Origin of the sequence: Streptomyces sp. P13-3-3, from assembly GCF_050571355.1 — a bacterium.
GTDB classification, from domain to species: Bacteria; Actinomycetota; Actinomycetes; order Streptomycetales; family Streptomycetaceae; genus Streptomyces; species Streptomyces althioticus.
Map to the genome: position 1 here is coordinate 4,602,546 of NZ_CP192228.1, position 23,250 is coordinate 4,625,795.

Consider the following 23,250-nt stretch of genomic DNA (forward strand, 5'->3'; position numbering starts at 1 on the left):
AATATGCAAGTGCTTCAGCAACTCTTCAGCCCGTCCGTCCTCCACACGCTCGATCTGATCGGCATCTTCGTCTTCGCCATCTCCGGCGCCCTGCTGGCCGTCCGGAAGAACTTCGACGTGTTCGGGATCGCCGTGCTGGCCGAGATCACCGCTCTCGGCGGCGGTCTCTTCCGCGACCTGATCATCGGCGCCGTCCCGCCTGCCGCCTTCACGGACCTGGGGTACTTCGTCACCCCGCTGCTGGCCACCGTCCTCGTCTTCTTCCTGCACCCGCACGTCGAGCGGATCCAGGTCGCCGTCAACGTCTTCGACGCGGCGGGCCTCGGCCTCTTCTGCGTCGTCGGCACGACGAAGGCGTACGACTACGGGCTCGGCCTCACCGCGTCCGCCTGTCTGGGCCTGGCCACGGCGGTCGGCGGCGGTGTGCTGCGGGACGTGCTCGCCAACGAGGTGCCCTCGCTGCTGCGCTGGGACCGCGACCTGTACGCGGTGCCGGCGATCGTCGGCGCGGCCATGGTCGCCCTCTGCCTGCGCTTCGACGTGCTGAACCCGTTGACCAGCACGACCGCGGCCGTCACCGCCTTCGTGCTGCGGCTGCTGGCGATGCGCTTCCACTGGCGTGCGCCCCGCGCCTGGCACCGGCGTTCGACGGTCAGTGAGGAGTGAGCGAAGCCGGCGAGCGAGCAAAGCTACCGCTTAGTATTATCTTCTTGTACTGTTCACCCATGCCAGAAGCAGCCTCCGCCCAGGCCACCCGGGCCGTCATCGGTGACAGTGAGTTCGACCGCGACACCGCGCTCACCCAGCGGGAACCCGGCGTCTACGACATCGACCTCTCCGCCGGCTGGACGATCATCAACGCCGTCAACGGCGGGTACCTGCTGGCCGTCCTGGGCCGCGCCCTCGCGGACGCGCTGCCGCACTCCGACCCCTTCACGGTCTCCGCGCACTACCTGACGGCCTCCCAGCCGGGCCCGGCGGTCGTCCGCACCGAGACCGTCCGCACCGGGCGCACGCTCTCCACCGGCCAGGCGTCCCTCTTCCAGCGCGACGAGCAGGGCAACGAGGTCGAGCGCATCCGCGTCCTCGCCTCCTACGGCGACCTGGACTCCCTCCCCGACGACGTCCGTACGACGGCCGTGCCGCCCGCGCTGCCGCCGATGGACCAGTGCTTCGGCCCCGAGGACGGCCCCGCCCCGGTCGACGGAAGCTCCGAGATCGCCGGCAGGCTGATGCTGAAGCTCGACCCGTCGACCCTCGGCTGGGCCCTCGGAAAGCCGTCCGGCAAGGGGGAGATGCGTGCCTGGTTCGGTCTCGCCGACGGCCGGGACCCCGACCCGCTGGCGCTGCTGCTCGCGGTGGACGCGCTGCCGCCGACCGCGTTCGAGATGGGCCTGACCGGCTGGGTGCCCACGGTCGAGCTGACCGTCCACGTGCGCTGCCGCCCGGCGCCGGGTCCGCTGCGCGTGTCCATCACCACCCGCAACCTCGCGGGCGGCTTCCTGGAGGAGGACGCCGAGGTCTGGGACAGTGCCGGCCGTCTCGTCGCGCAGTCCCGTCAGCTGGCCCGGGTGCGGCTGAGCTGAACCGACTGCCGTCCACGGCGCGAGGGCGGTGCGGGGTCACTCACGGGTGGCCCCGCACCGCCCCTCGCCGTGTCACCGGTTCCCGGCCGCGTCCGTCCCGTCGAGCCAGTGCCGCCGTCCCACGTGGATCAGCCGCAGCTGACGCGCCGCCACCTTCGCCACCCGCTCCCGCGCCTCGGGCGCACTCGCCGGCGCCTCCAGGAAGAGCGAGGCGATGATGAGCATCTGGTCCACGTAGAGCTGGGCCAGCATCAGCAGGTCCTCCTGGCTCCAGCCCGCCGACTCCGCGTCCCCGGCCAGCGCCTCCCCGACCTCCGCGGTGAACCGGGCCAGCTGCTGCTGTATCGCCTCGCGGACCGGACGCACCCCGCCGTGCCGCTCCCGGGCGACGAACCTCACATGGGCCGGGTGCGCGTCCACATGACCGGCGATCAGCTCGATGGCGCGCGCGATGCGCTCCTCGCCCTCGTCGGCCGGGGACACCGTCGTCCGGATCATCGGGTGCAGGCTGCCCAGCGCCTCCTCGACCAGTGCCACGCCCAGGTCCTCGACCGACCGGAAGTGCCGGTAGAAGGCCGTCGGGGCGATCCCGACGGCGCGGGTGACCTCACGCAGACCCAGGCTGCTCAGGCTCTGGCCCTCCAGCAGTTCGAGCGCCGCGTCGAGGAGCGCCTGCCGGGTCCTCTGCTTCTGGGCCTGCCGGATGCCGGACGTGTGACTCATGCCATGCAGTTAACAACTGTTCTCCCAGATTGAAAAGTGAGGAGGACGCTAGACTGGGAAGTCAGTGAACAAGTGTTACTACAGCCGTTCACCCAATCCTGGGGGGTCCGACCCATGCTGTTCCTCGTCGCCGCGCTGCTGCTGCTGGGCGTCGTCCTCGGCGCCGTCGCGCACGCGCCGCTCACCTTCTCCGTCGCCGTCGGTGCCGTCATCGCCGTCTGGCTCGGCGTCTTCGCCCTGCGCGAGCACCAGGGCCGCGGCCGCGGCACCTCCGCGCACTGACCCGCGCCGCCCGCCCGACCACCTTCCGACCGCAGGAGTCCGATCACCATGCAGCTCACCGCACCCGCCGGCCGCCGCACCGGGATCCGCGACACCGACGGCATGGCCGTCGCGTCGTTCGTCCTGGGCCTGCTCGGCCTGCTCGTCCTCAACGTCTTCCTCGGTCCCACCGCCATCGCGCTGGCGTCCGTCGCCCTGTGGCGGGGCACCGCCCGCCGCGGACGCGCCCTGCTCGGCCTCGGCCTCGGCATCGCCGACCTCGTCGTCCTCGCCGCGTTCATGCAGGCGGACGGCACCATCTCCTGGAGCTTCTGACGCGCGGACCCGCCGCGCCGGCGGTACGGGCGTCACATCCCGGCCACCGGGATCCGTGGCTCATGCACCGGGCCCCGTAGAATCGGCCCCACCATGGCTTACCTCGACCACGCCGCGACCACCCCGATGCTGCCCGAGGCGGTCGAGGCGCTCACCGAGCACCTGGGCGTCACCGGCAACGCCTCCTCCCTGCACGCGGCAGGCCGCCGCGCCCGGCGCACCGTCGAGGAGGCCCGCGAGACCCTCGCCGAGGCCCTCGGCGCCCGCCCCAGCGAGATCGTCTTCACCTCCGGCGGCACGGAGGCCGACAACCTCGCCGTGAAGGGCCTGTACTGGGCGCGCCGCGACGCCGACCCGGCCCGCACCCGGGTCCTCGCCAGCCCCGTCGAACACCACGCCGTCCTCGACGCCGTCGACTGGCTCGCCACGCACGAGGGCGCCACCGTCGAGTACCTCCCCGTCGACGCCTACGGCCGGGTCCACCCCGACGCCCTGCGCGAGGCCGTCGCCCGCAACCCCGACGACGTCGCCCTCGCCACCGTGATGTGGGCGAACAACGAGATCGGGACGATCCTGCCGGTCGCCGAACTCGCCGCCGTCGCCGCCGAGTTCGGCGTCCCTCTGCACTCCGACGCGGTCCAGGCCTTCGGCCAGGTCCCGGTGCACTTCGCCGCGTCCGGGCTCGCCGCGATGACGGTCTCCGGCCACAAGATCGGCGGCCCTTACGGCATCGGCGCCCTGGTCCTGGGCCGCGAGCACACCCCCGTTCCCGTGCTGCACGGCGGCGGACAGGAGCGCCACGTCCGCTCCGGCACCCTCGACGTGCCGGCGATCGCCTCGTTCGCGGTCGCCGGACGGGTCGCCGCCGAGGAGCGGGAGCGGTTCGCCCTGGAGATCGGACGCCTCCGCGACGACCTCGTGGCCGCGGTCCTGGACGCCGTCCCCGACGCCGTCCTCGGCGGCGACCCCGCCCCCGGCGGACGCCTCCCGGCCAACGCCCACTTCACCTTCCCCGGCTGCGAGGGCGACTCCCTGCTGCTCCTTCTCGACGCCCAGGGCATCGAGTGCTCCACCGGCTCCGCCTGCACCGCCGGCGTCGCCCAGCCCAGCCACGTCCTCCTCGCCACCGGCACCGACCCCGACCTCGCCCGAGGCACCCTCCGCTTCTCCCTCGGCCACACCTCCACGGACGCCGACGTCAAGGCCCTCGCCAAGGCCATCGGCCCGGCGGTGGAGCGAGCGCGGGCGGCGGGGCTGAGCTGAAACCTCGGTAGCCTGTGGGGGCTCTGTCCCTGCGAACTGTACGGGAGCGGTTATGGAGAGCGGGCAAGGTGGTGCAGAGGAGCCCCTGCGCCACGGGGTGGCGGTGATGTACGAGGAAAAGCTGCCGCGGCGGTGGACCCTCGTCACCGTGACGGTACTCACTGTGTGGGTTGTTCATCAGGGTGCGGTCCTCCTGCCCGAGGAGAGCACGGTCTTCTTGGTGATCCTCGCCTTCACCGGTCTCCTGGCGCTCGTCCTCAACGCCGTGCCGCTTTCCAAGCGTGTCTACCACCGGATCCGACTGCAGGGCGGGCAGTTGACCGTGGGCCGGGAGACGATAGCGGTGGACTCGCTCTCGTCCGACTCGGTGCTCGAGGCGCGGGAGCAGCCTTCGGACGCCGAGTTCGCCGCCTCACTGGCAGGGCGCTCCCGTGAGGAACTCGCGGAAATTCGAAGGAAAAGCCGCACCGCTTCCGCGCCCCGCCTCGTTGGCGGGGGATGGTCCGTGCCGCTGGGCATGGAGGAGGTCGTGGTCGAGACGGTCGGGGGCGAGTCCTTGCTGATCGCCACTCACGACCGTGGAGCCTTGCTGGACGCGCTGGCGCGTGCCTGCCGGACGTGATCCGCGTCCGCCGACGTCTTTCGACAGACCGGCCGACCACCATCCGTAGGTCCGTGCTGCTGAACCCCGGAGGAATACCGAACCCTTGAAGGGACAGTTGTGACCGGCAAGGCGAACAGAGTTGTCAATCCACAGGACCTCGAGCATCTGGCCAAGTTGCTCGACGGCCGGGGCGGAACAGGGGACAAGCTCGACGAGGCGTTCACGCGGGCCAGCGCGCTCGGCGTGGCAGATCGGCTGGGCCCGATCAAGCCGATGCGTTCCTGGATATCCGACACTGCCCCTGAACTCCGCAGGAAGGCGGCCTACGCTCGCCTGGAGGATGGTGATCCGCTTGCCGGGCTGTTGCTCGCGGGATTCACCCCCGAGCAGCTGAAGGGCAAGCAACTGCCTCCCGACCTTCTGTTGGTCGCCAACGCGGCTGCGTCCGACGACAAGGTCGACGACGGCTGGCTCAAACGCAAGGACGGCGAGACTCTCGACGACTGGATCGTGCGGGTGCAGGGGGACGCCGTCACGCAGATGACGGGCAATGAGCAGTTGGGGAAGGCCGTCGCGACGTACATCGAGGGCGCCGCCAATCTGGCGGCGTTCTTCAACGCGTCCAGCGTCGCGATCCTGGGCGGCAAATCGCTGATCTCCTACTTCAAAACGTCCAAGGTGCTGAACGCGCCGGGCACCTTCACCGCCCGGTTGATCAACGGTCATTGGGACAAGCTGGCCCGCGTCCCCAGGGCCGGCAGCTGGCTGGCCCGGGTGTCGCCCAGCGTAATTGCAGGTTCCGACGAGGCAGCCATGCTCGCCGGTTACATGCGCAAAGGGGCGTTCTACCTTCCCACCTCCACCGAGGCGAACCTGCTCAAGGTGGCCCAGCGCGGAGGCCTTGGTCAGGCTGCGAAGGCCGCCGGATGGATCCGGGGCGCGGGTGTCGTCGGCTCGGCCGGTGCCACCGCGTGGGGCGTCGCCAACCTGGCGACGATGGACCATGCGAAGGCGTGGAAGGAGGACAAGGCCAAGTACCTTTCCAACTGGACAGGAACGGCCTTCAACGCCTCGCTCACGGCCGCGATGATTGCTCCCAACCCGGTGACGGTCGGCCTCGCCGTCGGGACCGGTGTCGCCTACGCCGGAACCTTGATCTGGGACAACGCGGACAAGATCGAAGCTGCTGCCGAGGACGCCGCCGACTGGGTCGGGGACAAGGCCGAAAAGGCGGGAGAGGCCATATCCGAGGGGGCGAAAAAGCTCGGCAGTGCCCTCAACCCGTTCGACTGATGCCGACCACGACACATCCGCGCAGGGCGGCGTGAGGAAAAGGGGATCATGCAGCAGACGTACACCCTGGATCACTGGGAAGACCGCTCGGGTCACCGGCTGACCTGGAAGTTCGGCTACCGGGGCGTGGCAGGTGCATTCGGGCGGATCGAGGTCGTGTATCCGGCAGGACGTCACGGCGACCGCCATGTGACCGAGGTGCGTGGGGACGGAATACCCGTCGTTTCCTTCACCGGCTGGGCCTACGGTCGCAAACCGTCCCTGTACATGGCCCAGCTGAGCGTCGGGAGTGACGGCATCCGCGTCAAGCGCAACCGCTGGGCACAGACCAGGGCGGGGCGGGCCCTGCGCATGCAGGTGGCGGGGCGAGAATACCGGTACCTCGCGACCGGCCGACGGCATCACGACCGTGCTCTGGTGCGCGACGGCGTAGAGATCCGGACAGGCCGTCGTGGAAGGGGCGCGCGGAAAAAAGCGACCTTCACTGTCGTGGGACAGGCGGACGCCCACGACATCGCACTGGCCGCGGTCATGGTCGGGGTGAACACCCGCAACCTGACCCGCGGCGGGGCAGTGCGTGCCTTCTTCAACAGGTCGTTGAACTGGCTCGACGTTTTCAACTGACGCACTGACGATCTCGCCCCATGGTTTCAGCCCAGCAGACGAAAGCGATTCGAACGATGCCCTCATTCGACAGCACCCGGGCCCGGTTCCGCCTCGCCGAGGACCACCTGGCCGTCCTGAAGCACCTCGTGGACGGCGAAGAGGTCCCCGCGCACTTGGCAGAGGCGGAGCGTGCCCTGATATCAGCCGGTCTCACCCACCAGGACGGCACCTTCGACTTCTCACTGACTCCGCTTGTCGACACGTTGCGGGCTCCTGCCGTTCTCATCCACGTGGAGGCACTGGGTGCGCACGGAACCCTGCACCACGGCGTCACCATCGGCGACGGTCACGTCTACTCCCACGAGTCGTGGCCGGGCAGTGAGGAGTCGGAGTACGTCCGCCTGGAGCCGGCGATGCTCGTCTGGGCGCTGGCAAGGATGGTCGACCTGCACGGGGAGGACACGGTCGAGGTCGCGACGCCCGTGATCGAGACCACCACAGCCGTGCTCGATGCGGGGCTCCGGACCCTGGACGGTCTCCACGGCCTGACGGCCGAGGAGGGAGTCGATCGGATCGCCAAGGCGCTCGAGGGCGCCGGTCTCACCGGCAAGAGCCGGATCACCTTCGCCGCCCTGATCGCCGGCATGCGGTGCAGTTGGAGGATGACCGCCTTGTGGCACGGGCACCGACACGGAGAACCGGGCCCCCAGGTACGGGGATTCGCGGTGTGGGACTGCGGGCCTCTGGGCTATTGGCACCGTGAACTGCCCGTCGAGCCCCTGGAACCGGGTCAGGTCGGCGACGTCGGCCCGTTCAAGCTGGTTCGTGTGGACGCAAAGCAGGTCTGGCAGATGATCACCGATCTGTTGCCCGCTGCTCGGGAGTTCGCCAGGGTCGTTCCGGAGGAAGGCTGAGCCGGCCTTGTGCGCGGCGGGTGAACCGACGAGCGGGTTGTGTCTCCCCCCGACTCATGCCCGTGATGACGTGCCCGCCCGGCGCACCAGGTTGAGGTAGCGGTCCCAGTCCCAGTGAGGGCCCGGGTCCGTGTGGTCCGTGCCCGGGACCTCGACGTGGCCGACGATGTGCTTCCGGTCCACCGGTATCCCGTAGCGGGCGCATATGCGGGCCGTCAGGCGGGCCGAGGCCGCGTACATCTCGTCCGTGAAGTCCTCCGGGCGGTCCACGAAGCCCTCGTGCTCGATGCCGATGCTGCGCTCGTTGTAGTCCCGGTTGCCCGCGTGGTACGCCACGTCCAGCTCGCGGATCATCTGCGTGATCCGGCCGTCCTTGCCGACGATGTAGTGCGCCGCCGCCTTGTGGCCCGGGTTCTGGAACGCCTTCACCGCGCTGTCCAGGCTGCCCTGCGTGACATGCACGACCACCATGTCGATGCCGAAGTCGTCCGGACGGTCCGCGCCACGCCAGTTGGCGTCCGAGGCCGCCACCCAGCGGGCGCCCGCGAAGTCGACCTCGCCGGGCTTGCGCGGCTTGTCGACGCCGGGCAGCCGCCACCACAGCCGCCCCAGCTCGTCACGCGCCAGCGCCGCCGTCCCCGCCGCGGCCGCCAGCCCGCCCACGATCAGGGCGCGCCGCCCGATGCGCCGGTCGCCGTCCTCGGATGCTCCCTTGGCCCCCATGTGATCGTGAACGCATATCCGGCGGCCGTGGTTCCCGCGCCCCCTTACCCTGGAGGGGCTATGACTGACACCCCGCAGCGCACCCGCCCCCTCCGCGTCCTGGCCGCCATGTCCGGAGGCGTCGACTCCGCCGTCGCCGCCGCCCGCGCCGCCGAAGCGGGTCACGACGTGACCGGCGTCCACCTCGCGCTCTCCGCGAACCCCCAGTCGTTCCGCACGGGCGCGCGGGGCTGCTGCACCATCGAGGACTCCCGCGACGCCCGCCGCGCCGCCGACGTCATCGGCATCCCGTTCTACGTCTGGGACCTCGCCGACCGCTTCCGCGAGGACGTCGTCGAGGACTTCGTCGCCGAGTACGAGGCCGGCCGCACGCCCAACCCCTGCCTGCGCTGCAACGAGAAGATCAAGTTCGCCGCGCTGCTCGACAAGGCGCTCGCGCTCGGCTTCGACGCCGTCTGCACCGGCCACTACGCCAAGGTGATCCTCCGCGAGGACGGCACCCGCGAACTGCACCGCGCCTCCGACATGGCCAAGGACCAGTCCTACGTGCTCGGCGTCCTCGACGACCGCCAGCTCGCCCACGCCATGTTCCCCCTCGGCGACACGGTCACCACCAAGGAGGAGATCCGCGCGGAGGCCGAGCGCCGCGGACTCGCCGTCGCCAAGAAGCCCGACTCGCACGACATCTGCTTCATCGCCGACGGCGACACCCAGGGCTTCCTCGCCAAGCGGCTCGGCAAGGCCGAGGGTGACATCGTCGACGAGTCCGGCGCCAGGATCGGCACCCACGACGGCGCGTACGGCTTCACCATCGGCCAGCGCAAGGGCCTGCGCATCGGCACCCCCGCCCCCGACGGCAAGCCGCGCTACGTCCTGGACATCTCCCCGGTGGACAACACCGTCACCGTCGGCCCCGCCGCCTCGCTCGACGTCGGCGCCCTCACCGCGATCAAGCCCCGCTGGTGCGGCACCGCCCCCGCAGGACCCGGCACCTACACCGCCCAGCTGCGCGCCCACGGCGACGAGACCCCGGTGACCGCCGAACTCGTCGGCGAGGAACTGCGCGTCCGCTTCACCGAGCCGGTCCGCGGCGTCGCCCCCGGCCAGGCGGTCGTCCTGTACGACGGCACGCGCGTGGTGGGTTCGGCGACCATCGCCGCCACGGAGCGGGCCACGGCGGACGTGGCCTGAGCCGCCCCGCCCCGCCCCGGCCGGTCGCCGGGAGCACCGGAAGCTCAGGGCTCACCGGGCGAAGAACTCCGCCAGCACCGGCGCCAGGACGTCCGGTTCGGCCATGTGGGTCTGGCCCTCCAGGGTGCGGTACGCGCCCCGGGGGACCGACTCCGCGATCGCCTTCGCCGCCTGACGCATCCACGCCGGGCTGGCGTCGCCCGCGATCGACAGCACCGGCACCCCGATCGACGCCAGCATCTCCCGCGGCACACCTCCGCCGCCCATCACGGCGTCGTCGTACGCCAGGCTCGGCGCCAGCGCCTCCATCCCCGCCCACATCGGCGACTGCCGCGCGCTCCCGATCACCGCGTCGTCCAGCCCGGTGAGCTGGAGGAAGAGCTCCACCGCGTCGCCCCGCCGCCCCTCCTCCAGAGCCGCCGTCAGCCGCTCGGTGTAGCGGGCGCGCTCCGCCAGGTGCTCCTCGGACAGCGCGTACGGCGTCTCGTACACCGCGACCTGGCGCACCGGCAGCCCGCTCGCCGCCGCCCGCAGCGCCAGCGCGCCGCCCGAGGAGACGCCGTACAGCGCCGCCTCGCCGCCCGTCGCCTCGATCAGCGCCGCCAGGTCCTCCACCTCGCGTTCCACCGTGTACGGCGGCGTGTCTCCGCTCGCGCCCCGGCCGCGGCGGTCGTAGACCACCACCCGGAACCGCTCGGAGAGCGGGGCGGCCAGCGGCGCCACTGTGGCGCCCGTCGACATCGCGCCGCTGACGAGGACGATCGTGGCGCCGCGTCCGGCGCTCTCGTGGGCGAGGGCGGTCCCGTCGCGCGAAGAGATGTTCTGGTCCATGGCTCACGAGACTGCCGCACGGCGCGGAAAACGTCGGTGAGGCGGGCCGCGCGTCCGTCGATCACGTCCCGCGGGGAGCGGTCAGTCCACGTCCACGTCGTAGAAGCACAGATGGTCCTTGATCGACGCCACCGCCGGCTTCGGGTCCGGGTACGACCACACCAGGTCGGGGGCGTCCGGCAGCGACCAGTACGAGGCGGTCCCCTTGAACGGGCAGTACGTGTGTGTCGCGGACGGCGTCAGCAGGTCGAGCCGCACGTCCTCCGGCGGGATGTACCAACGCGCGGGGCAGCCCGTTTCGTGCAGCACCAGCGCCCGGTCGCTCTCCGCCAGCACGCGTCCGTCGCGCACCACGCGCACGTGCCGCTCGCCCGGCTCGACGGTGATGCGATGGCCTGTGGTCACGGCGTCCTCCTCGTGGGTCGGTCCACCCGGTACAGCGTCCCTCGGGGCGGCCTTCTTCCCGGGCGTAGGCTGACGACCGTGAACATCTGCGTCTTCCTCTCCGCCGCCGACCTCGACGACCGTTACACAGGACCCGCGCGCGAGTTCGCGCGCCTGCTCGGCAAGGGCGGGCACACCCTGGTCTGGGGCGGCTCGGACGTCGGCCTGATGAAGGTCGTCGCCGACGGGGTGGAGGAGGCCGGCGGCCGGCTCCTCGGCGTCTCGGTGGAGTTCCTCGCGGCCAAGGCGCGCCCCGGCGTGGACGAGATGGTGGTCGCCAAGGACCTCGCCGAGCGCAAGCGGCTGCTGCTGGAGAAGGCCGACGCGGTGGTGATCATGGTGGGCGGCACCGGCACCCTTGACGAGGCGACCGAGATCCTGGAGCTGAAGAAGCACGGCCACACCGAGAAGCCGGTGGTGCTGCTCAACACCGCGGGCTTCTACGACGGCCTCAAGGAGCAGTTCCGTCGCATGGACGACGAGGGCTTCCTGCCCCGCCCGCTCACCGAGCTGGTCTTCTTCGCCGAGGAGCCGGTCGGGGCGCTCGCCTACCTGGAGGAGAGCCTGGGCGTCGCATGACCGCGCGGTGATGCGAGCATGGCGGACATGGCTACACATGTGATCACCGGAGCCGGCTCCGGCATCGGCGCGGCCGTCGCGCGCCGCCTCCACGCGCGCGGGGACGAACTGGTGCTCCACGCGCGCGACGCCGGCCGCGCGAAGGAGCTGGCCGCCGAGTACCCCGGTGCCCGCACCCTGGTCGGCGACCTCTCCGACCCGGACCGGCTCAGCTGGGCGTTCTCCCACCAGTCGCTGCCCGACCGGGTGGACTCGCTGCTGCACGTGGCGGGCGTCGTCGACCTGGGCCGCGTCGGCGACCTCACCCCGAAGAGCTGGCGTCACCAGCTCAACGTCAACCTCGTCGCCCCCGCCGAACTGACCCGTCACTTCCTGCCGCAGCTCCGCGCGAGCCGCGGCCACGTGATCTTCGTCAACTCCGGCGCCGGCCTCGCCGCCCACGCGGACTGGTCCGCCTACGCGGCCTCCAAGCACGGCCTGAAGGCCCTCGCCGACTCCCTCCGCCACGAGGAGCACGCGAACGGCGTCCGTGTCACGTCGGTCTACCCGGGCCGCACCGCCAGCCCCATGCAGGCCAAGGTCCATCAGCAGGAGGGCAAGGACTACGACGCGTCGAAGTGGATCGACCCCGAGTCGGTCGCCACGACGATCCTCATGGCCCTGGACCTCCCCAGGGACGCGGAAGTGAACGACCTGACGGTCCGCCCGGGCACCTGAAGCCCGTCCGGCGCTTGAGGACGAGGCCCGAAGGGCCGACAGGGGGTCTGGGGACGGCAGCCCCCAGGGACGGGACGGGAAGCGTACGCAGTGCGGGGCGGGGGCGAAAACCCCCCGCCCCGCACTGCGTACGCTTCCCGTTGTGAACGACACCCCTCACCTCCCACCCGCCACCGGCATCGGCTCCCTCCCCGGCACGGACGCGAGAGAGGCCGCCAAGGCGGCCACAGGCAGCTTCGAGGACTTCCCCCACCTCCCCGAACTCCCCGCCCGCGGCCCCGGCGCCGACATGATCGGCCGCACCGCCGGCCTGCTCGTCGAGCTCTACGCGCGCGTGGAGCCCAGCGGCTGGCGGATCGGCGACCGTCCGGGCCGGGACACCCGCCGCGCCCGCTCCTGGCTCGGCGAGGACCTGGACGCGCTGGAGGAGTTCACGCAGGGCTACGAAGGCTTCCTCAAGGTCCAGGCGGTGGGCCCCTGGACCCTCGCCGCGGCCCTGGAGCTGAGGAACGGAGAGGCCGCCCTCTCCGACCCCGGCGCCTGCCGGGACCTCGCCGCCTCCCTCGCCGAGGGGCTGCGCCTGCACCTCGAGGAGGTGCGCCGCCGCGTCCCCGGCGCGCGGCTCGTCCTCCAGCTCGACGAACCGTCCCTCACCGCCGTCCTGCGTGGTCAGGTCCGGACGGCCAGCGGCTACCGCACCCACCGCGCGGTCGACCGGCAGATCGTCGAGGCCACCCTGCGCGACGTGGTCGGCGTGCACGAGGGCGGCCCGGTCGTGGTCCACTCCTGTGCCCCGGACGTCCCGTTCGCCCTGCTGCGCCGGGCGGGCGTGGCGGGCATCTCGTTCGATTTCTCCCTCCTCACCGAGCGTGACGACGAGGCGATCGGCGGGGCGGTCGAGGGCGGCACCCGCCTGTTCGCCGGTGTCGTCCCCGGCACGGACGGTCCATTGTCGGACCCTGCCGGTAGCGTCATGGGTGTCAGGACGCTCTGGCGCAGGCTGGGGCTGCGGCCGGGACTTCTCCCGGAGGCGGTCACGGTCACCCCGGCGTGCGGACTCGCGGGGGCCTCCCCCGGGTACGCGCGCTCGGCCTACGCCCACTGCGTCCGGGCGGCGAGATCCCTCGCGGACAACCCTGAGTAACGGGAGGACACACGGTGGCCGGCGACAAGCAAGCGGAGACGACGAGCGTGCCCGCACAAGCGCGGGAGCAGCACGCCACGCTCGCCGAGCAGATCGAGGAGCACCGCTTCCGGTACTACGTGAACGACGCGCCCGTCATCAGCGACGCGGAGTTCGACCGCCTGCTGCGGGAGCTCGAGGAGCTGGAGGAGCGCCACCCGGAGCTGCGCACGCCGGAGTCGCCGACCCAGAAGGTCGCCGGGGCCTACGAGACGGAGTTCACCTCCGTCCAGCACCGGTCCCGGATGCTGTCCCTGGACAACACCTTCAACGACGAGGACCTCGCCGCCTGGGCCGACCGCATCCACCGGGAACTGGGCGACCAGGCCTTCCACTTCCTGTGCGAGCTGAAGGTCGACGGCCTGGCGGTCAACCTCACCTACGAGCACGGCCGGCTGGTCCGCGCGGCGACCCGCGGCGACGGCCGCACGGGCGAGGACATCACACCCAACGTCCGCACCATCGCCGAGATCCCGGACCGCCTCAAGGGCGACAAGGTGCCCGACGTCGTGGAGATCCGCGGCGAGGTCTACTTCCCGATGGAGAAGTTCCAGGAGCTCAACGCCCGGCTGGTGGAGGCCGGCGACAAGCCGTTCGCCAACCCGCGCAACGCGGCGGCCGGTTCCCTGCGCCAGAAGGACCCGCGGGTCACCGCCACCCGCCCGCTGCACATGGTGGTGCACGGCATCGGCGTGCTCGAGGGCTACAAGGGCCTGACCCGCCTCTCCCAGGGCTACGACCTGCTGAAGGAGTGGGGGCTGCCGACCTCCCCGCACAACAAGGTGGTCGACGGCCTGGAGGGCGTGCGGGAATTCATCGCCTACTACGGCGAGAACCGCCACTCCGTGGCCCACGAGATCGACGGCGTCGTCGTCAAGCTCGACGAGATCCCCCTCCAGGGCCGCCTCGGCACCACCTCCCGCGCCCCGCGCTGGGCCATCGCGTACAAGTACGCGCCCGAGGAGGTCAACACCAAGCTGGTGAACATCCGCGTGGGCGTCGGCCGCACCGGCCGCGTCACGCCGTACGCGCAGGTCGAGCCGGTGACGGTGGCCGGCTCGGAGGTCGAGTTCGCCACGCTGCACAACCAGGACGTGGTGAAGGCCAAGGGCGTCCTCATCGGCGACACGGTGGTGCTGCGCAAGGCCGGCGACGTCATCCCGGAGATCCTCGGCCCGGTGGCCGACCTGCGGGACGGCAGCGAGCGGGAGTTCGTGATGCCGTCCGAGTGCCCCGAGTGCGGCACCCCGCTCAGGCCGATGAAGGAGGGCGACGTCGACCTGCGCTGCCCCAACGCCAGGGCATGCCCCGCCCAGTTGCGTGAGCGGCTGTTCTACCTGGCCGGCCGTAAGGCGCTGGACATCGAGCACTTCGGGTACGTCGCCGCCGCGGCCCTCACCGGCCCGCTGGAGCCGGAGGAGCCGCCGCTGAAGGACGAGGGCGACCTGTTCGACCTCACCGTCGAGCAGCTGCTGCCCATCAAGGCGTACGTCCTCGACCAGGACAGCGGACTGCCCAAGCGGGACCCGAAGACCGGCGAGGAGAAGGTCGTCACCGTCTTCGCCAACCAGCAGGGCGAGCCGAAGAAGAACGCCCTGGCGATGCTGGAGAACATCGCCGCGGCGAAGGAGCGCCCGCTGGCCCGGGTGCTCACCGCCCTGTCGATCCGTCATGTCGGCCCCGTCGCGGCGGAGGCGCTGGCCCGGGAGTTCCGCTCGATCGACCGCATCGAGCAGGCCTCCGAGGAGGAGCTGTCGGCCACCGAGGGCGTCGGCCCGACCATCGCCGCCTCCCTCAAGGAGTGGTTCGCCGCGGACTGGCACCGGGAGATCATCCGCAAGTGGAAGGCGGCCGGGGTCCGCATGGAGGACGAGCGCTCCGGCGAGGACGAGGGCCCCCGTCCGCTCGAAGGACTCACGGTCGTGGTGACCGGAACCCTGGAGAACTTCACCCGGGATGGCGCGAAAGAGGCCCTGCAGAACCGGGGCGCCAAGGTGACCGGATCGGTGTCCAAGAAGACGTCGTTCGTCGTCGTGGGCGACAACCCAGGGTCGAAGTATGACAAAGCGGTGCAGTTGAAGGTGCCGGTTCTGAACGAGGACGGTTTCCAGGTGCTGTTGGAGGAGGGACCCGACGCCGCGGCCGACGCCGCCCTTTCGGCCGAGGAGTAGCGGTTGAAGGCCCCCCGATCGGCGCATACCAGATGCATACGGGTGGCTGGGGCGCATTCGGGCAACCGTCGGCGACCGGTGCCCGTACAAGCCTTCCGCGGCCTACTGTTGAGATGTGCGCCTGCCGTGCCCAGTTGCGGTCGGGGCAACCCCCGTACCCGTGACGGGTCCGGGGAAGGGCTTTCCACGGCGGAGCCGCTGAGGGATGTCGGGCATCGGGCCGCGTGGCGTGGGCACCGCCGGCTGTGAGAGGGACGGGAATGGAACCGACCGAGAGCGCCGCCCCGGGCTCACGGCTGCGCCTGCGCCGCCTTGCGGTCGTCCGGCGGCGCGGCCGTGAGGACGGGCGGCCCGCGGAGCGACCGGACGCGCGGGGGCGCACCGGGGCACGCGCCGCGGACGCGCGCGACGCCGGCGCGGCACGCCCGGCCGGCGGGCACGGCATCGGGGAGACCGCGACGGAGACCGAACGGCACCCGTCCTGGCCCGCGTTGCCCACCGCGGTCGTCGCGGCCGCCGGCTTCGTCCTCGGCGCGGGCTTCCTGCGCGCCTTCACCGGCGGCCACGCCCTCTTCCCGTCCGGCACGGTCGGCTGGTCGCTGGCCGTGCTCACCGGCATCGTCGTCGGCCACCTGGTGATGCTGGGCCGCTCCCGCTGGTGGGGCGGCACCGGCTCCGGCGCGGCCCTCACCCTCGCCGTGCTGCTGCTCTACGGCTGGGTCCCGGCCGGCATGGTCAGCCTCACCGTCGTCGTCCTGGTCGGCATAGCCCGCCGGGGCCGCTGGCGGCAGGGCGTGCTGCACGGCGCGGTCGACCTGCTCGGCATCGGCGCCGGAGCGCTCGTCCTGGCCGCGTTCGGCACAGTGCCGTCCGTCGAGTCGCCGTCCACCCCCGACACCTGGACCCTCTACACCGGTCCCGGGGTGGTGCTCGTCGCCGCCGCCTATCTCGCGGTCACCCGCACCCTGTTGTGGTACCTGCACACCCCCCGCTCGGGCCTGCCCACCGTCGCCCGCACCGCCCTGGTCCGCCAGGGGCTCGTCGCGGTCGCCCTGCTCGGCATCGCCCCGTTGGTGTGCGTGGTCGCCGATGCCAAGCCCGTGCTGCTGCCGCTGTTCGCCATCCCGCTGATCGCCCTCGACTCCACCCTGTGGATAGCCCGCGCGCGGGCCGAGGAGCAGCTGCGCGACCCGCTGACCGGACTGCCCAACCGGCAGTGGCTCCAGGAGCGCATCTGGACCGCGCTGGACGACGCCGAGCGGGCAGGCTCCCGCGCCGCGCTCATGCTCATCGACCTCGACCGCTTCCGGTCGGTCAACGACACCCTCGGCCATCTCGCGGGCGACCGGCTGCTGCTGCAGATCGCCGACCGGCTGAGAGCGGCCCTGCCGCGCGGGGCGGAGGCCGCGCGGCTCGGCGGCGACGAGTTCGCGGTGTTACTGCCCGCCGCGGACTCCACGACGTCCGCGACCCGCGCCGCCCGCGGACTCGTCGCGGCCCTCAGCTCCCCGCTCGACCTCGACGGGCTCACCCTCGTCCTGGAGGCGAGTGCGGGAGTCGCCGTCTTCCCGGACCACGCGTCCGACGCCGAGGGACTGCTGCGCCGCGCGGACGTGGCGATGTACCAGGCCAAGCGGGACCGCACGGGCGTCGAGGCGTACGAGTCCAAACGGGACTCCAACACCCCCGACCGGCTCGGGCTGCTGGGTGATCTGCGCCGCGCCCTCGACGCGCACGAGGTGGAGCTGCACTACCAGCCCAAGGTCCGCTTCGACGGCCAGGTCTCCGGCCTCGAGGCGCTGGTGCGGTGGGTGCACCCGGAGCGCGGGCGGGTCCCCCCGGACGAGTTCATAGCGATAGCCGAGTCGTCGGGACTGATGCCCCAGCTCACCGAGTACGTGCTGGAGACGGCGCTCGGGCAGGTCGCCGCGTGGCGTTCCCAGGGGCTGTTCGTGCCGGTCGCCGTCAACGTCTCGCCGCGGGACGTGCACAGCCCCGGCTTCGCCGGCTCCGTCGCCGCCCGCCTGGCCCGGCACGGGGTGCCCGCGGGAGCGCTCCAGCTGGAGATCACCGAGCACGTGCTGCTGGAGGACCCCACGCGGGCCGCCGACACCCTCAACGCGCTGACCGGCCACGGCGTGAAGATGTCCCTCGACGACTTCGGCACGGGCTACTCCTCCCTGGTGCACCTGCGGCGGCTGCCGGTGAGCGAGCTGAAGATCGACCGCTCGTTCGTGGCCCGGCTGGCGGTCGACACGGAGGACGCGGAGATCGTGCGCTGCACGATCGACCTGGCCCACTCGCTGGGCCTGCTCGTCGTCGCCGAGGGCGTCGAGGACGACGAGACGTGGGAACGGCTGCGGGACCTGCGGTGCGACGCGGTCCAGGGATGGCTGGTCGCGGCCGCGATGCCGCCGGACGAGACCACGGCGTGGCTGCTGGCGCGGGGGTCGCGGGGGTGGCAGCGGCCGGCGGCCGCCTTGCCGGCGGCCACGGGTACGGCGGAGGACTGACCTCCGCCCGACACCGCCGTACGCCGGGTGCGGGTCCGCTGTGGCTGGTCGCGCAGTTCCCCGCGCCCCTTGCGGGGCCCGGGAGTCCGCGTTGCGTTGCCTGGCGAGGGTGCGGTCGCTTCGCGGGGAGGTCGTCGTGCGGCCGCGGGTCCGCCGTGGCCGGTCGCGCAGTTCCCCGCGCCCCTTATGGGGCGACGGGTTTCACGGGCATGGGTGCCCGCCCCATAGGATTGGTCCCAAACCACACACACTCACCCCAGAGGATCGCTGCATGCCTGGCATCACGCGCGAGGAGGTCGCCCACCTCGCCCGGCTGGCGCGTCTGGAGCTGAAGCCCGAAGAGCTCGACCACTTCGCGGGCCAGCTCGACGACATCATCGGCGCGGTCGCCCGCGTCAGCGAGGTCGCCGACCAAGACGTACCGCCGACCTCGCACCCGCTCCCGCTGACGAACGTCATGCGGGCCGACGAGGTCCGTCCCTCGCTCACCCCCGAGCAGGCGCTCTCCGGCGCCCCGGCCCAGGAGCAGCAGCGTTTCAAGGTGCCGCAGATCCTGGGGGAGGAGTAAACCGCCATGAGCGATCACATCATCAAGCTCACCGCGGCCGAGACCGCCGCGAAGATCGCCTCCGGCGAACTCACCGCGGTCGAGGTCACCGAGGCCCACCTGGCCCGCATCGAGGCCGTCGACGAGAAGGTGCACGCCTTCCTGCACGTCGACCGTGAGGGCGCCCTCGCGCAGGCCCGCGCCGTCGACGCCAAGCGCGAGCGCGGCGAGCAGCTCGGCCCGCTGGCCGGTGTGCCCCTCGCGCTGAAGGACATCTTCACCACCGAGGGCATCCCGACCACCGTCGGCTCCAAGATCCTCGAGGGCTGGATCCCGCCGTACGACGCGACGCTCACCAAGCGCCTCAAGGACGCCGACGTCGTCATCCTCGGCAAGACCAACATGGATGAGTTCGCCATGGGGTCCTCCACCGAGAACAGCGCCTACGGCCCGACCGGCAACCCGTGGGACCTCACCCGCATCCCCGGCGGCTCCGGCGGCGGCTCCTCCGCCGCGCTCGCCGCGCACATGGCGCCGCTCGCCATCGGCACCGACACCGGCGGCTCGATCCGCCAGCCGGCCGCCGTCACCGGCACGGTCGGCGTGAAGCCGACGTACGGCGCGGTGTCCCGGTACGGCATGGTGGCGTTCTCCTCCTCCCTCGACCAGGGCGGCCCCTGCGCCCGCACGGTCCTGGACGCGGCCCTGCTGCACGAGGTGATCGCCGGACACGACCCGATGGACTCCACCTCCATCGACGAGCCGGTCCCGCCGGTCGTGGAGGCCGCCCGCAACGGCAGCGTCCAGGGCATGCGCGTCGGCGTCGTCAAGCAGTTCCGCGGCGAGGGCTACCAGGCCGGCGTCGTCCAGCGGTTCGACGAGTCGGTGCAGATGCTCAAGGAGCTCGGCGCCGAGATCGTCGAGCTGGACTGCCCGTCCTTCGACCTGGCGCTCTCCGCGTACTACCTGATCGCGCCGTCCGAGTGCTCCTCCAACCTCGCCCGCTTCGACGGCCTGCGCTACGGCGCGCGCGTCGGCGACGACGGCACGCACTCCGCCGAGGAGGTCACCTCGCTGACCCGCGAGGCCGGCTTCGGCGACGAGGTCAAGCGCCGCATCATGCTCGGCACGTACGCGCTCAGCTCCGGCTACTACGACGCGTACTACGGCAGCGCCCAGAAGGTCCGCACGCTCATCAAGCGGGACTTCGACCAGGCCTTCGAGCAGGTCGACGTGATCGTCTCCCCGACGACCCCGACCACCGCCTTCCCGATCGGCGAGCGCGCCGACGACCCGATGGCGATGTACCTCGCGGACCTGTGCACCATCCCGACCAACCTGGCGGGCAACGCCGCCATGTCGCTGCCCTGCGGCCTCGCGCCGGAGGACAACCTGCCGGTCGGCCTGCAGATCATCGCCCCGGTCATGAAGGACGACCGCCTCTACAAGGTGGGTGCCGCCGTCGAGGCCGCCTTCGTGGAAAAGTGGGGCCACCCGCTGCTCGAGGAGGCTCCGTCGCTGTGAGTGCACTGACCAAGGCCAAGGGATTCAAGAAGTCCCGGTCCGGTACGTACCTGTCCATGGCCGCCACCGCGTTCGGCGCGTTCGGCGTCGCCAAGCGGCTGAAGACGGCGCGCGCCGAGAAGGACACCCTGGTCCTGATCGACGCCACCGTGTCCGCCGCCGCCATCGTCACCGGCCTCGCCATCCTCTACCGCGAGCTGAAGCGGCTGGGCGACGACGACGTCCTGCTGGGCTGAGAGGGAAGTTTTCACCGTGACCACCACGACCGACCTGGTGTCGTACGAGGACGCGCTCGCGTCGTACGACCCCGTCATGGGCCTCGAGGTCCATGTCGAACTCGGCACCGCCACCAAGATGTTCTGCGGTTGCTCGACCGCGCTCGGCGCCGCCCCGAACACCCAGACCTGCCCGGTCTGCCTCGGCCTGCCCGGCGCGCTCCCGGTCGTCAACGCGACCGGCGTCGAGTCCGCGATCAAGATCGGCCTCGCGCTGAACTGCGAGATCGCCGAGTGGTGCCGCTTCGCCCGGAAGAACTACTTCTATCCGGACATGCCGAAGAACTTCCAGACCTCCCAGTACGACGAGCCGATCGCCTTCAACGGCTACCTCGACGTGCAGCTGGAGGACGGCGAGACCTTCCGCGTGGAGATCGAGCGCGCCCACATGGAGGAGGACACCGGCAAGTCGCTGCACGTCGGCGGCGCCACCGGCCGTATCCACGGCGCCTCGCACTCCCTCCTCGACTACAACCGCGCCGGCATCCCGCTCATCGAGATCGTCACCAAGCCGATCGAGGGAGCGGGCGAGCGCGCCCCCGAGGTGGCCCGGGCCTATGTCCGTGAGCTGCGCGAGCTCATCCGGGCGCTCGGCGTGTCCGAGGCCCGCATGGAGATGGGCCAGATGCGCTGCGACGTGAACCTGTCGCTGCGCCCGCACGGCACCGAGAAGTTCGGTACGCGCTCGGAGACGAAGAACGTCAACTCGCTGCGTTCCGTCGAGCGTGCCGCCCGCTTCGAGATCCAGCGGCACGCGGCCGTGCTGTCGTCCGGCGGCACGATCGTCCAGGAGACCCGGCACTTCCACGAGGACACGGGGTCGACGACGTCGGGCCGTGTGAAGGAGGAGGCCGAGGACTACCGGTACTTCCCCGAGCCGGACCTGGTGCCCGTGGCACCGTCCCGCGAGTGGGTCGAGGAGCTGCGCGCGGGCCTGCCCGAGCTGCCGCTGGTGCGCCGCAACCGGCTCCGCGAGGAATGGGGCGTCTCCGGCACCGACATGCAGGCCATCCTGAACGCCGGGGCGCTGGACCTGATCGTCGCGACCATCGACGCGGGTGCCGACGCGGCCTCCGCCCGCAAGTGGTGGATGGGCGAGCTGGCCCGCAGCGCCAACGAGTCGCAGAAGCCGCTGGACGAGCTGGCGATCACCCCGGCGCAGGTGGCCCGGGTCACCGAGCTGGTGGCCAAGGGCGAGCTGAACGACAAGCTGGCCCGCCAGGTCATCGAGGGTGTCCTCGCCGGTGAGGGCACGCCGGACGAGGTCGTGGAGAAGCGCGGCCTGAAGGTCGTCTCCGACGAGGGCGCGCTCACCGCCGCCGTCGACGAGGCGATCGCCGGCAACCCGGGCGTCGCGGACAAGATCCGCGGCGGCAAGGTCGCCGCGGCCGGTGCGCTGGTCGGCGCGGTCATGAAGGCCACGCGCGGTCAGGCGGACGCGGCCCGGGTGAAGGAGCTGATCCTTCAGAAGCTGGGCGTCGAGGGCTGAGCCCGAATGGCACGCGGGAAGGGGGGCGCACCTGACGGGTGCGCCCCCCTTCCCGTGTCGCGGGCGGGTCAGCGGCGACGGCCCACCACGCGGGTGAAGCCCAGCGTGCGGCCCTGGTCGGCGCGCACCAGCCGCGCGTTCTCCCGGCTCATCCGTACATGGAACTCGTCGGGGTGGTGCTCGGCGACGGTCTCGCTCCACAGCAGCCACTCCCGCCAGCCGTCCTCCAGCCAGTCGGCCGCCAGGACGTCCACCGCCCCGCTGCGGGTCCAGTGGCGGCGCCACCAGGCGGGGCTGTGGAAGCACCAGAACGCGGGCTCCCAGAAGGGCCGCAGATGCTCCGGCGGCTCACTGCCCTCGATCTCCTCGGACAGGGACGGGACGACGACCCCGATCCGCCCGCCCGGCTTCAGCAGCCGGGTCAGCGTCGGCAGGTACAGGTCGTCGGTGCCGAAGTACTGGTAGGCGTCGACGGAGACGACGGCGTCGAAGGTCTCCGCCCCGAAGGGCAGGTCGTGCGCCTCCGCGAGGACGGGCTGGACGCGGTCGGCGACGCCCGCCTCGGCGATCCGGACGGCGTTCTCGTCCGGCTTGATCCACAGATCGGCGGCGGTGACCTGGACGTCGTACTCCCGGGCCAGGAAGACCGAGGTCATGGCGCGGCCGCAGCCCAGGTCGAGCACCCGCGCGCCGGGGCGCAGGGTGTCCAGGCCGAGGGCGGGGGCCAGCCACTCCAGCAGCCACAGCGCGTGCGGGCCCATCTGGTTGTCGATGGCCCACCGCGCGTCGTAGGCGCTGCTGCGCGGATAGCGGGGCAGGCTCAGGCGGCTAGCGAGGTCGTCGTGCGAGGTGTTCGGTGTGATGTCCGACATCGGTGAACGGGCTCCTTGAGGCCGTGAAGAGGGAAGGTGGCGCGTCGGAGGTCGGACGGACAAGCATCAAAGCACCTGCTTCGGCCGGCGGCGGACTGCCGCGGGGGTGTCGGACCGTCGGACGCTAGCAGCCGTCCGGGCGGACCCGCATCCACGTTTCCTGAGGTGAGGCGCTACGCTCCGGCGCCATGAGTGGACGTCCTGATTCCGACCTGCCCCCGGACACTCGGGCCGCAGAGGACCTCCCCGAACCCCCCGAGGCCGACGACGAGGCCCTCCACGACGACGACTCCCCCGACGTCGACGCCCGCCGCGCCCGCTGGGCCGCCGTCGGCACCGGCGTCGTGCTCGCCCTCGCCGGAACGGCCGCCGCCGTGCTCCGTGTCTCCGGAACCGCCCCGGTCCTCGTCCCCGCCGCCTACGCCTGCGGGGCGTCCGTCTGCGCCCTCGCGGCGGTGCTGGGTGGGCGCGGCCGCACCCGCAGGGCGCTGTGGGCCGCCGTCGCGGGCGTCATGATCATGGCGCTGGGCGACCAGTTCGACTGAGACGAACGGTCCGCGAACCGCCTGTGACCGGCCCGGAAGAATAAATGTGACTTAGTCAAC

At 71.7% G+C, this 23,250-nt stretch carries 25 protein-coding genes; 20 read left to right on the forward strand and 5 right to left on the reverse strand.

The window, feature by feature from the left end; all coding sequences use genetic code 11:
- The first annotated feature begins 9 nt into the window (after positions 1–9).
- Positions 10–666 carry a trimeric intracellular cation channel family protein gene (locus ACQZOG_RS21145; protein ID WP_033276023.1) on the forward strand — a complete coding sequence of 219 codons (657 nt, stop codon included), beginning with the start codon at positions 10–12 and terminating at the stop codon, positions 664–666.
- A 59-nt stretch (positions 667–725) separates the two neighbouring features.
- On the forward strand, positions 726–1,586 hold the full coding sequence (locus tag ACQZOG_RS21150) for a thioesterase family protein (protein ID WP_033276022.1): 861 nt from the start codon (positions 726–728) through the stop codon (positions 1,584–1,586).
- Positions 1,587–1,658: 72 nt separating this feature from the next.
- Here the strand turns inward: ACQZOG_RS21150 and ACQZOG_RS21155 are convergent, their stop codons facing one another.
- On the reverse strand, positions 1,659–2,309 hold the full coding sequence (locus tag ACQZOG_RS21155) for a TetR family transcriptional regulator (RefSeq protein ID WP_058916993.1): 651 nt from the start codon (positions 2,307–2,309) through the stop codon (positions 1,659–1,661).
- 114 nt (positions 2,310–2,423) lie between these two features.
- On the opposite strand from ACQZOG_RS21155, the gene ACQZOG_RS21160 reads away from it, so the two are divergent.
- The 7 genes from ACQZOG_RS21160 to ACQZOG_RS21190 all read left to right on the forward strand — a co-directional run bounded on the left by ACQZOG_RS21160 (position 2,424) and on the right by ACQZOG_RS21190 (position 7,586).
- On the forward strand, positions 2,424–2,591 hold the full coding sequence (locus tag ACQZOG_RS21160) for a hypothetical protein (protein ID WP_033276020.1): 168 nt from the start codon (positions 2,424–2,426) through the stop codon (positions 2,589–2,591).
- Between the two features lie 48 nt (positions 2,592–2,639).
- A complete protein-coding gene (locus ACQZOG_RS21165; protein ID WP_033276019.1) occupies positions 2,640–2,906 on the forward strand; it encodes a hypothetical protein in 267 nt (88 codons plus the stop codon).
- Between the two features lie 93 nt (positions 2,907–2,999).
- On the forward strand, positions 3,000–4,169 hold the full coding sequence (locus ACQZOG_RS21170; RefSeq protein ID WP_403261040.1) for a cysteine desulfurase family protein: 1,170 nt from the start codon (positions 3,000–3,002) through the stop codon (positions 4,167–4,169).
- A 106-nt stretch (positions 4,170–4,275) separates the two neighbouring features.
- Positions 4,276–4,791, forward strand: coding sequence for a hypothetical protein (locus ACQZOG_RS21175; protein ID WP_261675667.1), 516 nt, complete (start codon positions 4,276–4,278; stop codon positions 4,789–4,791).
- A gap of 99 nt (positions 4,792–4,890) precedes the next feature.
- A complete protein-coding gene (locus ACQZOG_RS21180) occupies positions 4,891–6,066 on the forward strand; it encodes a hypothetical protein (RefSeq protein ID WP_163092053.1) in 1,176 nt (391 codons plus the stop codon).
- A gap of 48 nt (positions 6,067–6,114) precedes the next feature.
- Complete coding sequence (locus ACQZOG_RS21185; RefSeq protein WP_261675668.1) at positions 6,115–6,690, forward strand: hypothetical protein; 576 nt, start codon at positions 6,115–6,117, stop codon at positions 6,688–6,690.
- Positions 6,691–6,746: 56 nt separating this feature from the next.
- Positions 6,747–7,586 carry a hypothetical protein gene (locus ACQZOG_RS21190; protein WP_351035988.1) on the forward strand — a complete coding sequence of 280 codons (840 nt, stop codon included), beginning with the start codon at positions 6,747–6,749 and terminating at the stop codon, positions 7,584–7,586.
- Between the two features lie 54 nt (positions 7,587–7,640).
- Here ACQZOG_RS21190 and ACQZOG_RS21195 read toward each other — a convergent pair whose 3' ends face one another.
- Positions 7,641–8,309 (reverse strand): N-acetylmuramoyl-L-alanine amidase, encoded by a 669-nt coding sequence (locus ACQZOG_RS21195; RefSeq protein WP_261675669.1) that lies wholly within the window; start codon positions 8,307–8,309, stop codon positions 7,641–7,643.
- A gap of 60 nt (positions 8,310–8,369) precedes the next feature.
- On the opposite strand from ACQZOG_RS21195, the gene mnmA reads away from it, so the two are divergent.
- Positions 8,370–9,500, forward strand: coding sequence for a tRNA 2-thiouridine(34) synthase MnmA (gene mnmA, locus ACQZOG_RS21200; protein WP_351035969.1), 1,131 nt, complete (start codon positions 8,370–8,372; stop codon positions 9,498–9,500).
- Positions 9,501–9,551: 51 nt separating this feature from the next.
- On the opposite strand, the gene ACQZOG_RS21205 is transcribed toward mnmA, so the two are convergent.
- Positions 9,552–10,331 carry an alpha/beta fold hydrolase gene (locus ACQZOG_RS21205; RefSeq protein WP_193456521.1) on the reverse strand — a complete coding sequence of 260 codons (780 nt, stop codon included), beginning with the start codon at positions 10,329–10,331 and terminating at the stop codon, positions 9,552–9,554.
- An 81-nt stretch (positions 10,332–10,412) separates the two neighbouring features.
- The gene (locus ACQZOG_RS21210; RefSeq protein WP_033276015.1) at positions 10,413–10,736 is read right to left on the reverse strand and encodes a DUF427 domain-containing protein; all 324 of its coding nucleotides are present in this window, start codon (positions 10,734–10,736) and stop codon (positions 10,413–10,415) included.
- A 78-nt stretch (positions 10,737–10,814) separates the two neighbouring features.
- On the opposite strand from ACQZOG_RS21210, the gene ACQZOG_RS21215 reads away from it, so the two are divergent.
- The 9 genes from ACQZOG_RS21215 to gatB all read left to right on the forward strand — a co-directional run bounded on the left by ACQZOG_RS21215 (position 10,815) and on the right by gatB (position 21,773).
- Positions 10,815–11,354, forward strand: a complete 540-nt coding sequence (locus ACQZOG_RS21215; protein WP_033276014.1) for a TIGR00730 family Rossman fold protein — start codon at positions 10,815–10,817, stop codon at positions 11,352–11,354.
- Between the two features lie 18 nt (positions 11,355–11,372).
- The gene (locus ACQZOG_RS21220; protein WP_033276013.1) at positions 11,373–12,071 is read left to right on the forward strand and encodes an SDR family oxidoreductase; all 699 of its coding nucleotides are present in this window, start codon (positions 11,373–11,375) and stop codon (positions 12,069–12,071) included.
- Positions 12,072–12,213: 142 nt separating this feature from the next.
- Positions 12,214–13,215, forward strand: coding sequence for a methionine synthase (locus ACQZOG_RS21225; protein WP_359520553.1), 1,002 nt, complete (start codon positions 12,214–12,216; stop codon positions 13,213–13,215).
- Positions 13,216–13,229: 14 nt separating this feature from the next.
- Entirely contained in the window at positions 13,230–15,425 is a 2,196-nt protein-coding gene (gene ligA / locus ACQZOG_RS21230) for an NAD-dependent DNA ligase LigA (protein ID WP_033276011.1), read from the forward strand.
- A gap of 260 nt (positions 15,426–15,685) precedes the next feature.
- On the forward strand, positions 15,686–17,938 hold the full coding sequence (locus ACQZOG_RS21235) for a putative bifunctional diguanylate cyclase/phosphodiesterase (RefSeq protein ID WP_193456520.1): 2,253 nt from the start codon (positions 15,686–15,688) through the stop codon (positions 17,936–17,938).
- A gap of 271 nt (positions 17,939–18,209) precedes the next feature.
- Positions 18,210–18,506: an Asp-tRNA(Asn)/Glu-tRNA(Gln) amidotransferase subunit GatC gene (gene gatC / locus ACQZOG_RS21240; protein ID WP_006130840.1), complete on the forward strand. Its 297-nt coding sequence runs from the start codon at positions 18,210–18,212 to the stop codon at positions 18,504–18,506.
- Between the two features lie 6 nt (positions 18,507–18,512).
- A complete protein-coding gene (gatA, locus tag ACQZOG_RS21245; protein WP_037641728.1) occupies positions 18,513–20,009 on the forward strand; it encodes an Asp-tRNA(Asn)/Glu-tRNA(Gln) amidotransferase subunit GatA in 1,497 nt (498 codons plus the stop codon).
- Positions 20,006–20,245: a hypothetical protein gene (locus ACQZOG_RS21250; RefSeq protein ID WP_033276008.1), complete on the forward strand. Its 240-nt coding sequence runs from the start codon at positions 20,006–20,008 to the stop codon at positions 20,243–20,245. The genes gatA and ACQZOG_RS21250 overlap by 4 nt, the downstream gene beginning before the upstream one ends.
- A gap of 16 nt (positions 20,246–20,261) precedes the next feature.
- Complete coding sequence (gatB, locus tag ACQZOG_RS21255; protein ID WP_193469260.1) at positions 20,262–21,773, forward strand: Asp-tRNA(Asn)/Glu-tRNA(Gln) amidotransferase subunit GatB; 1,512 nt, start codon at positions 20,262–20,264, stop codon at positions 21,771–21,773.
- Between the two features lie 68 nt (positions 21,774–21,841).
- On the opposite strand, the gene ACQZOG_RS21260 is transcribed toward gatB, so the two are convergent.
- A complete protein-coding gene (locus ACQZOG_RS21260) occupies positions 21,842–22,645 on the reverse strand; it encodes an SAM-dependent methyltransferase (RefSeq protein ID WP_033276006.1) in 804 nt (267 codons plus the stop codon).
- Between the two features lie 188 nt (positions 22,646–22,833).
- On the opposite strand from ACQZOG_RS21260, the gene ACQZOG_RS21265 reads away from it, so the two are divergent.
- The gene (locus ACQZOG_RS21265; protein ID WP_033276005.1) at positions 22,834–23,190 is read left to right on the forward strand and encodes a hypothetical protein; all 357 of its coding nucleotides are present in this window, start codon (positions 22,834–22,836) and stop codon (positions 23,188–23,190) included.
- Positions 23,191–23,250: the final 60 nt, after the last annotated feature.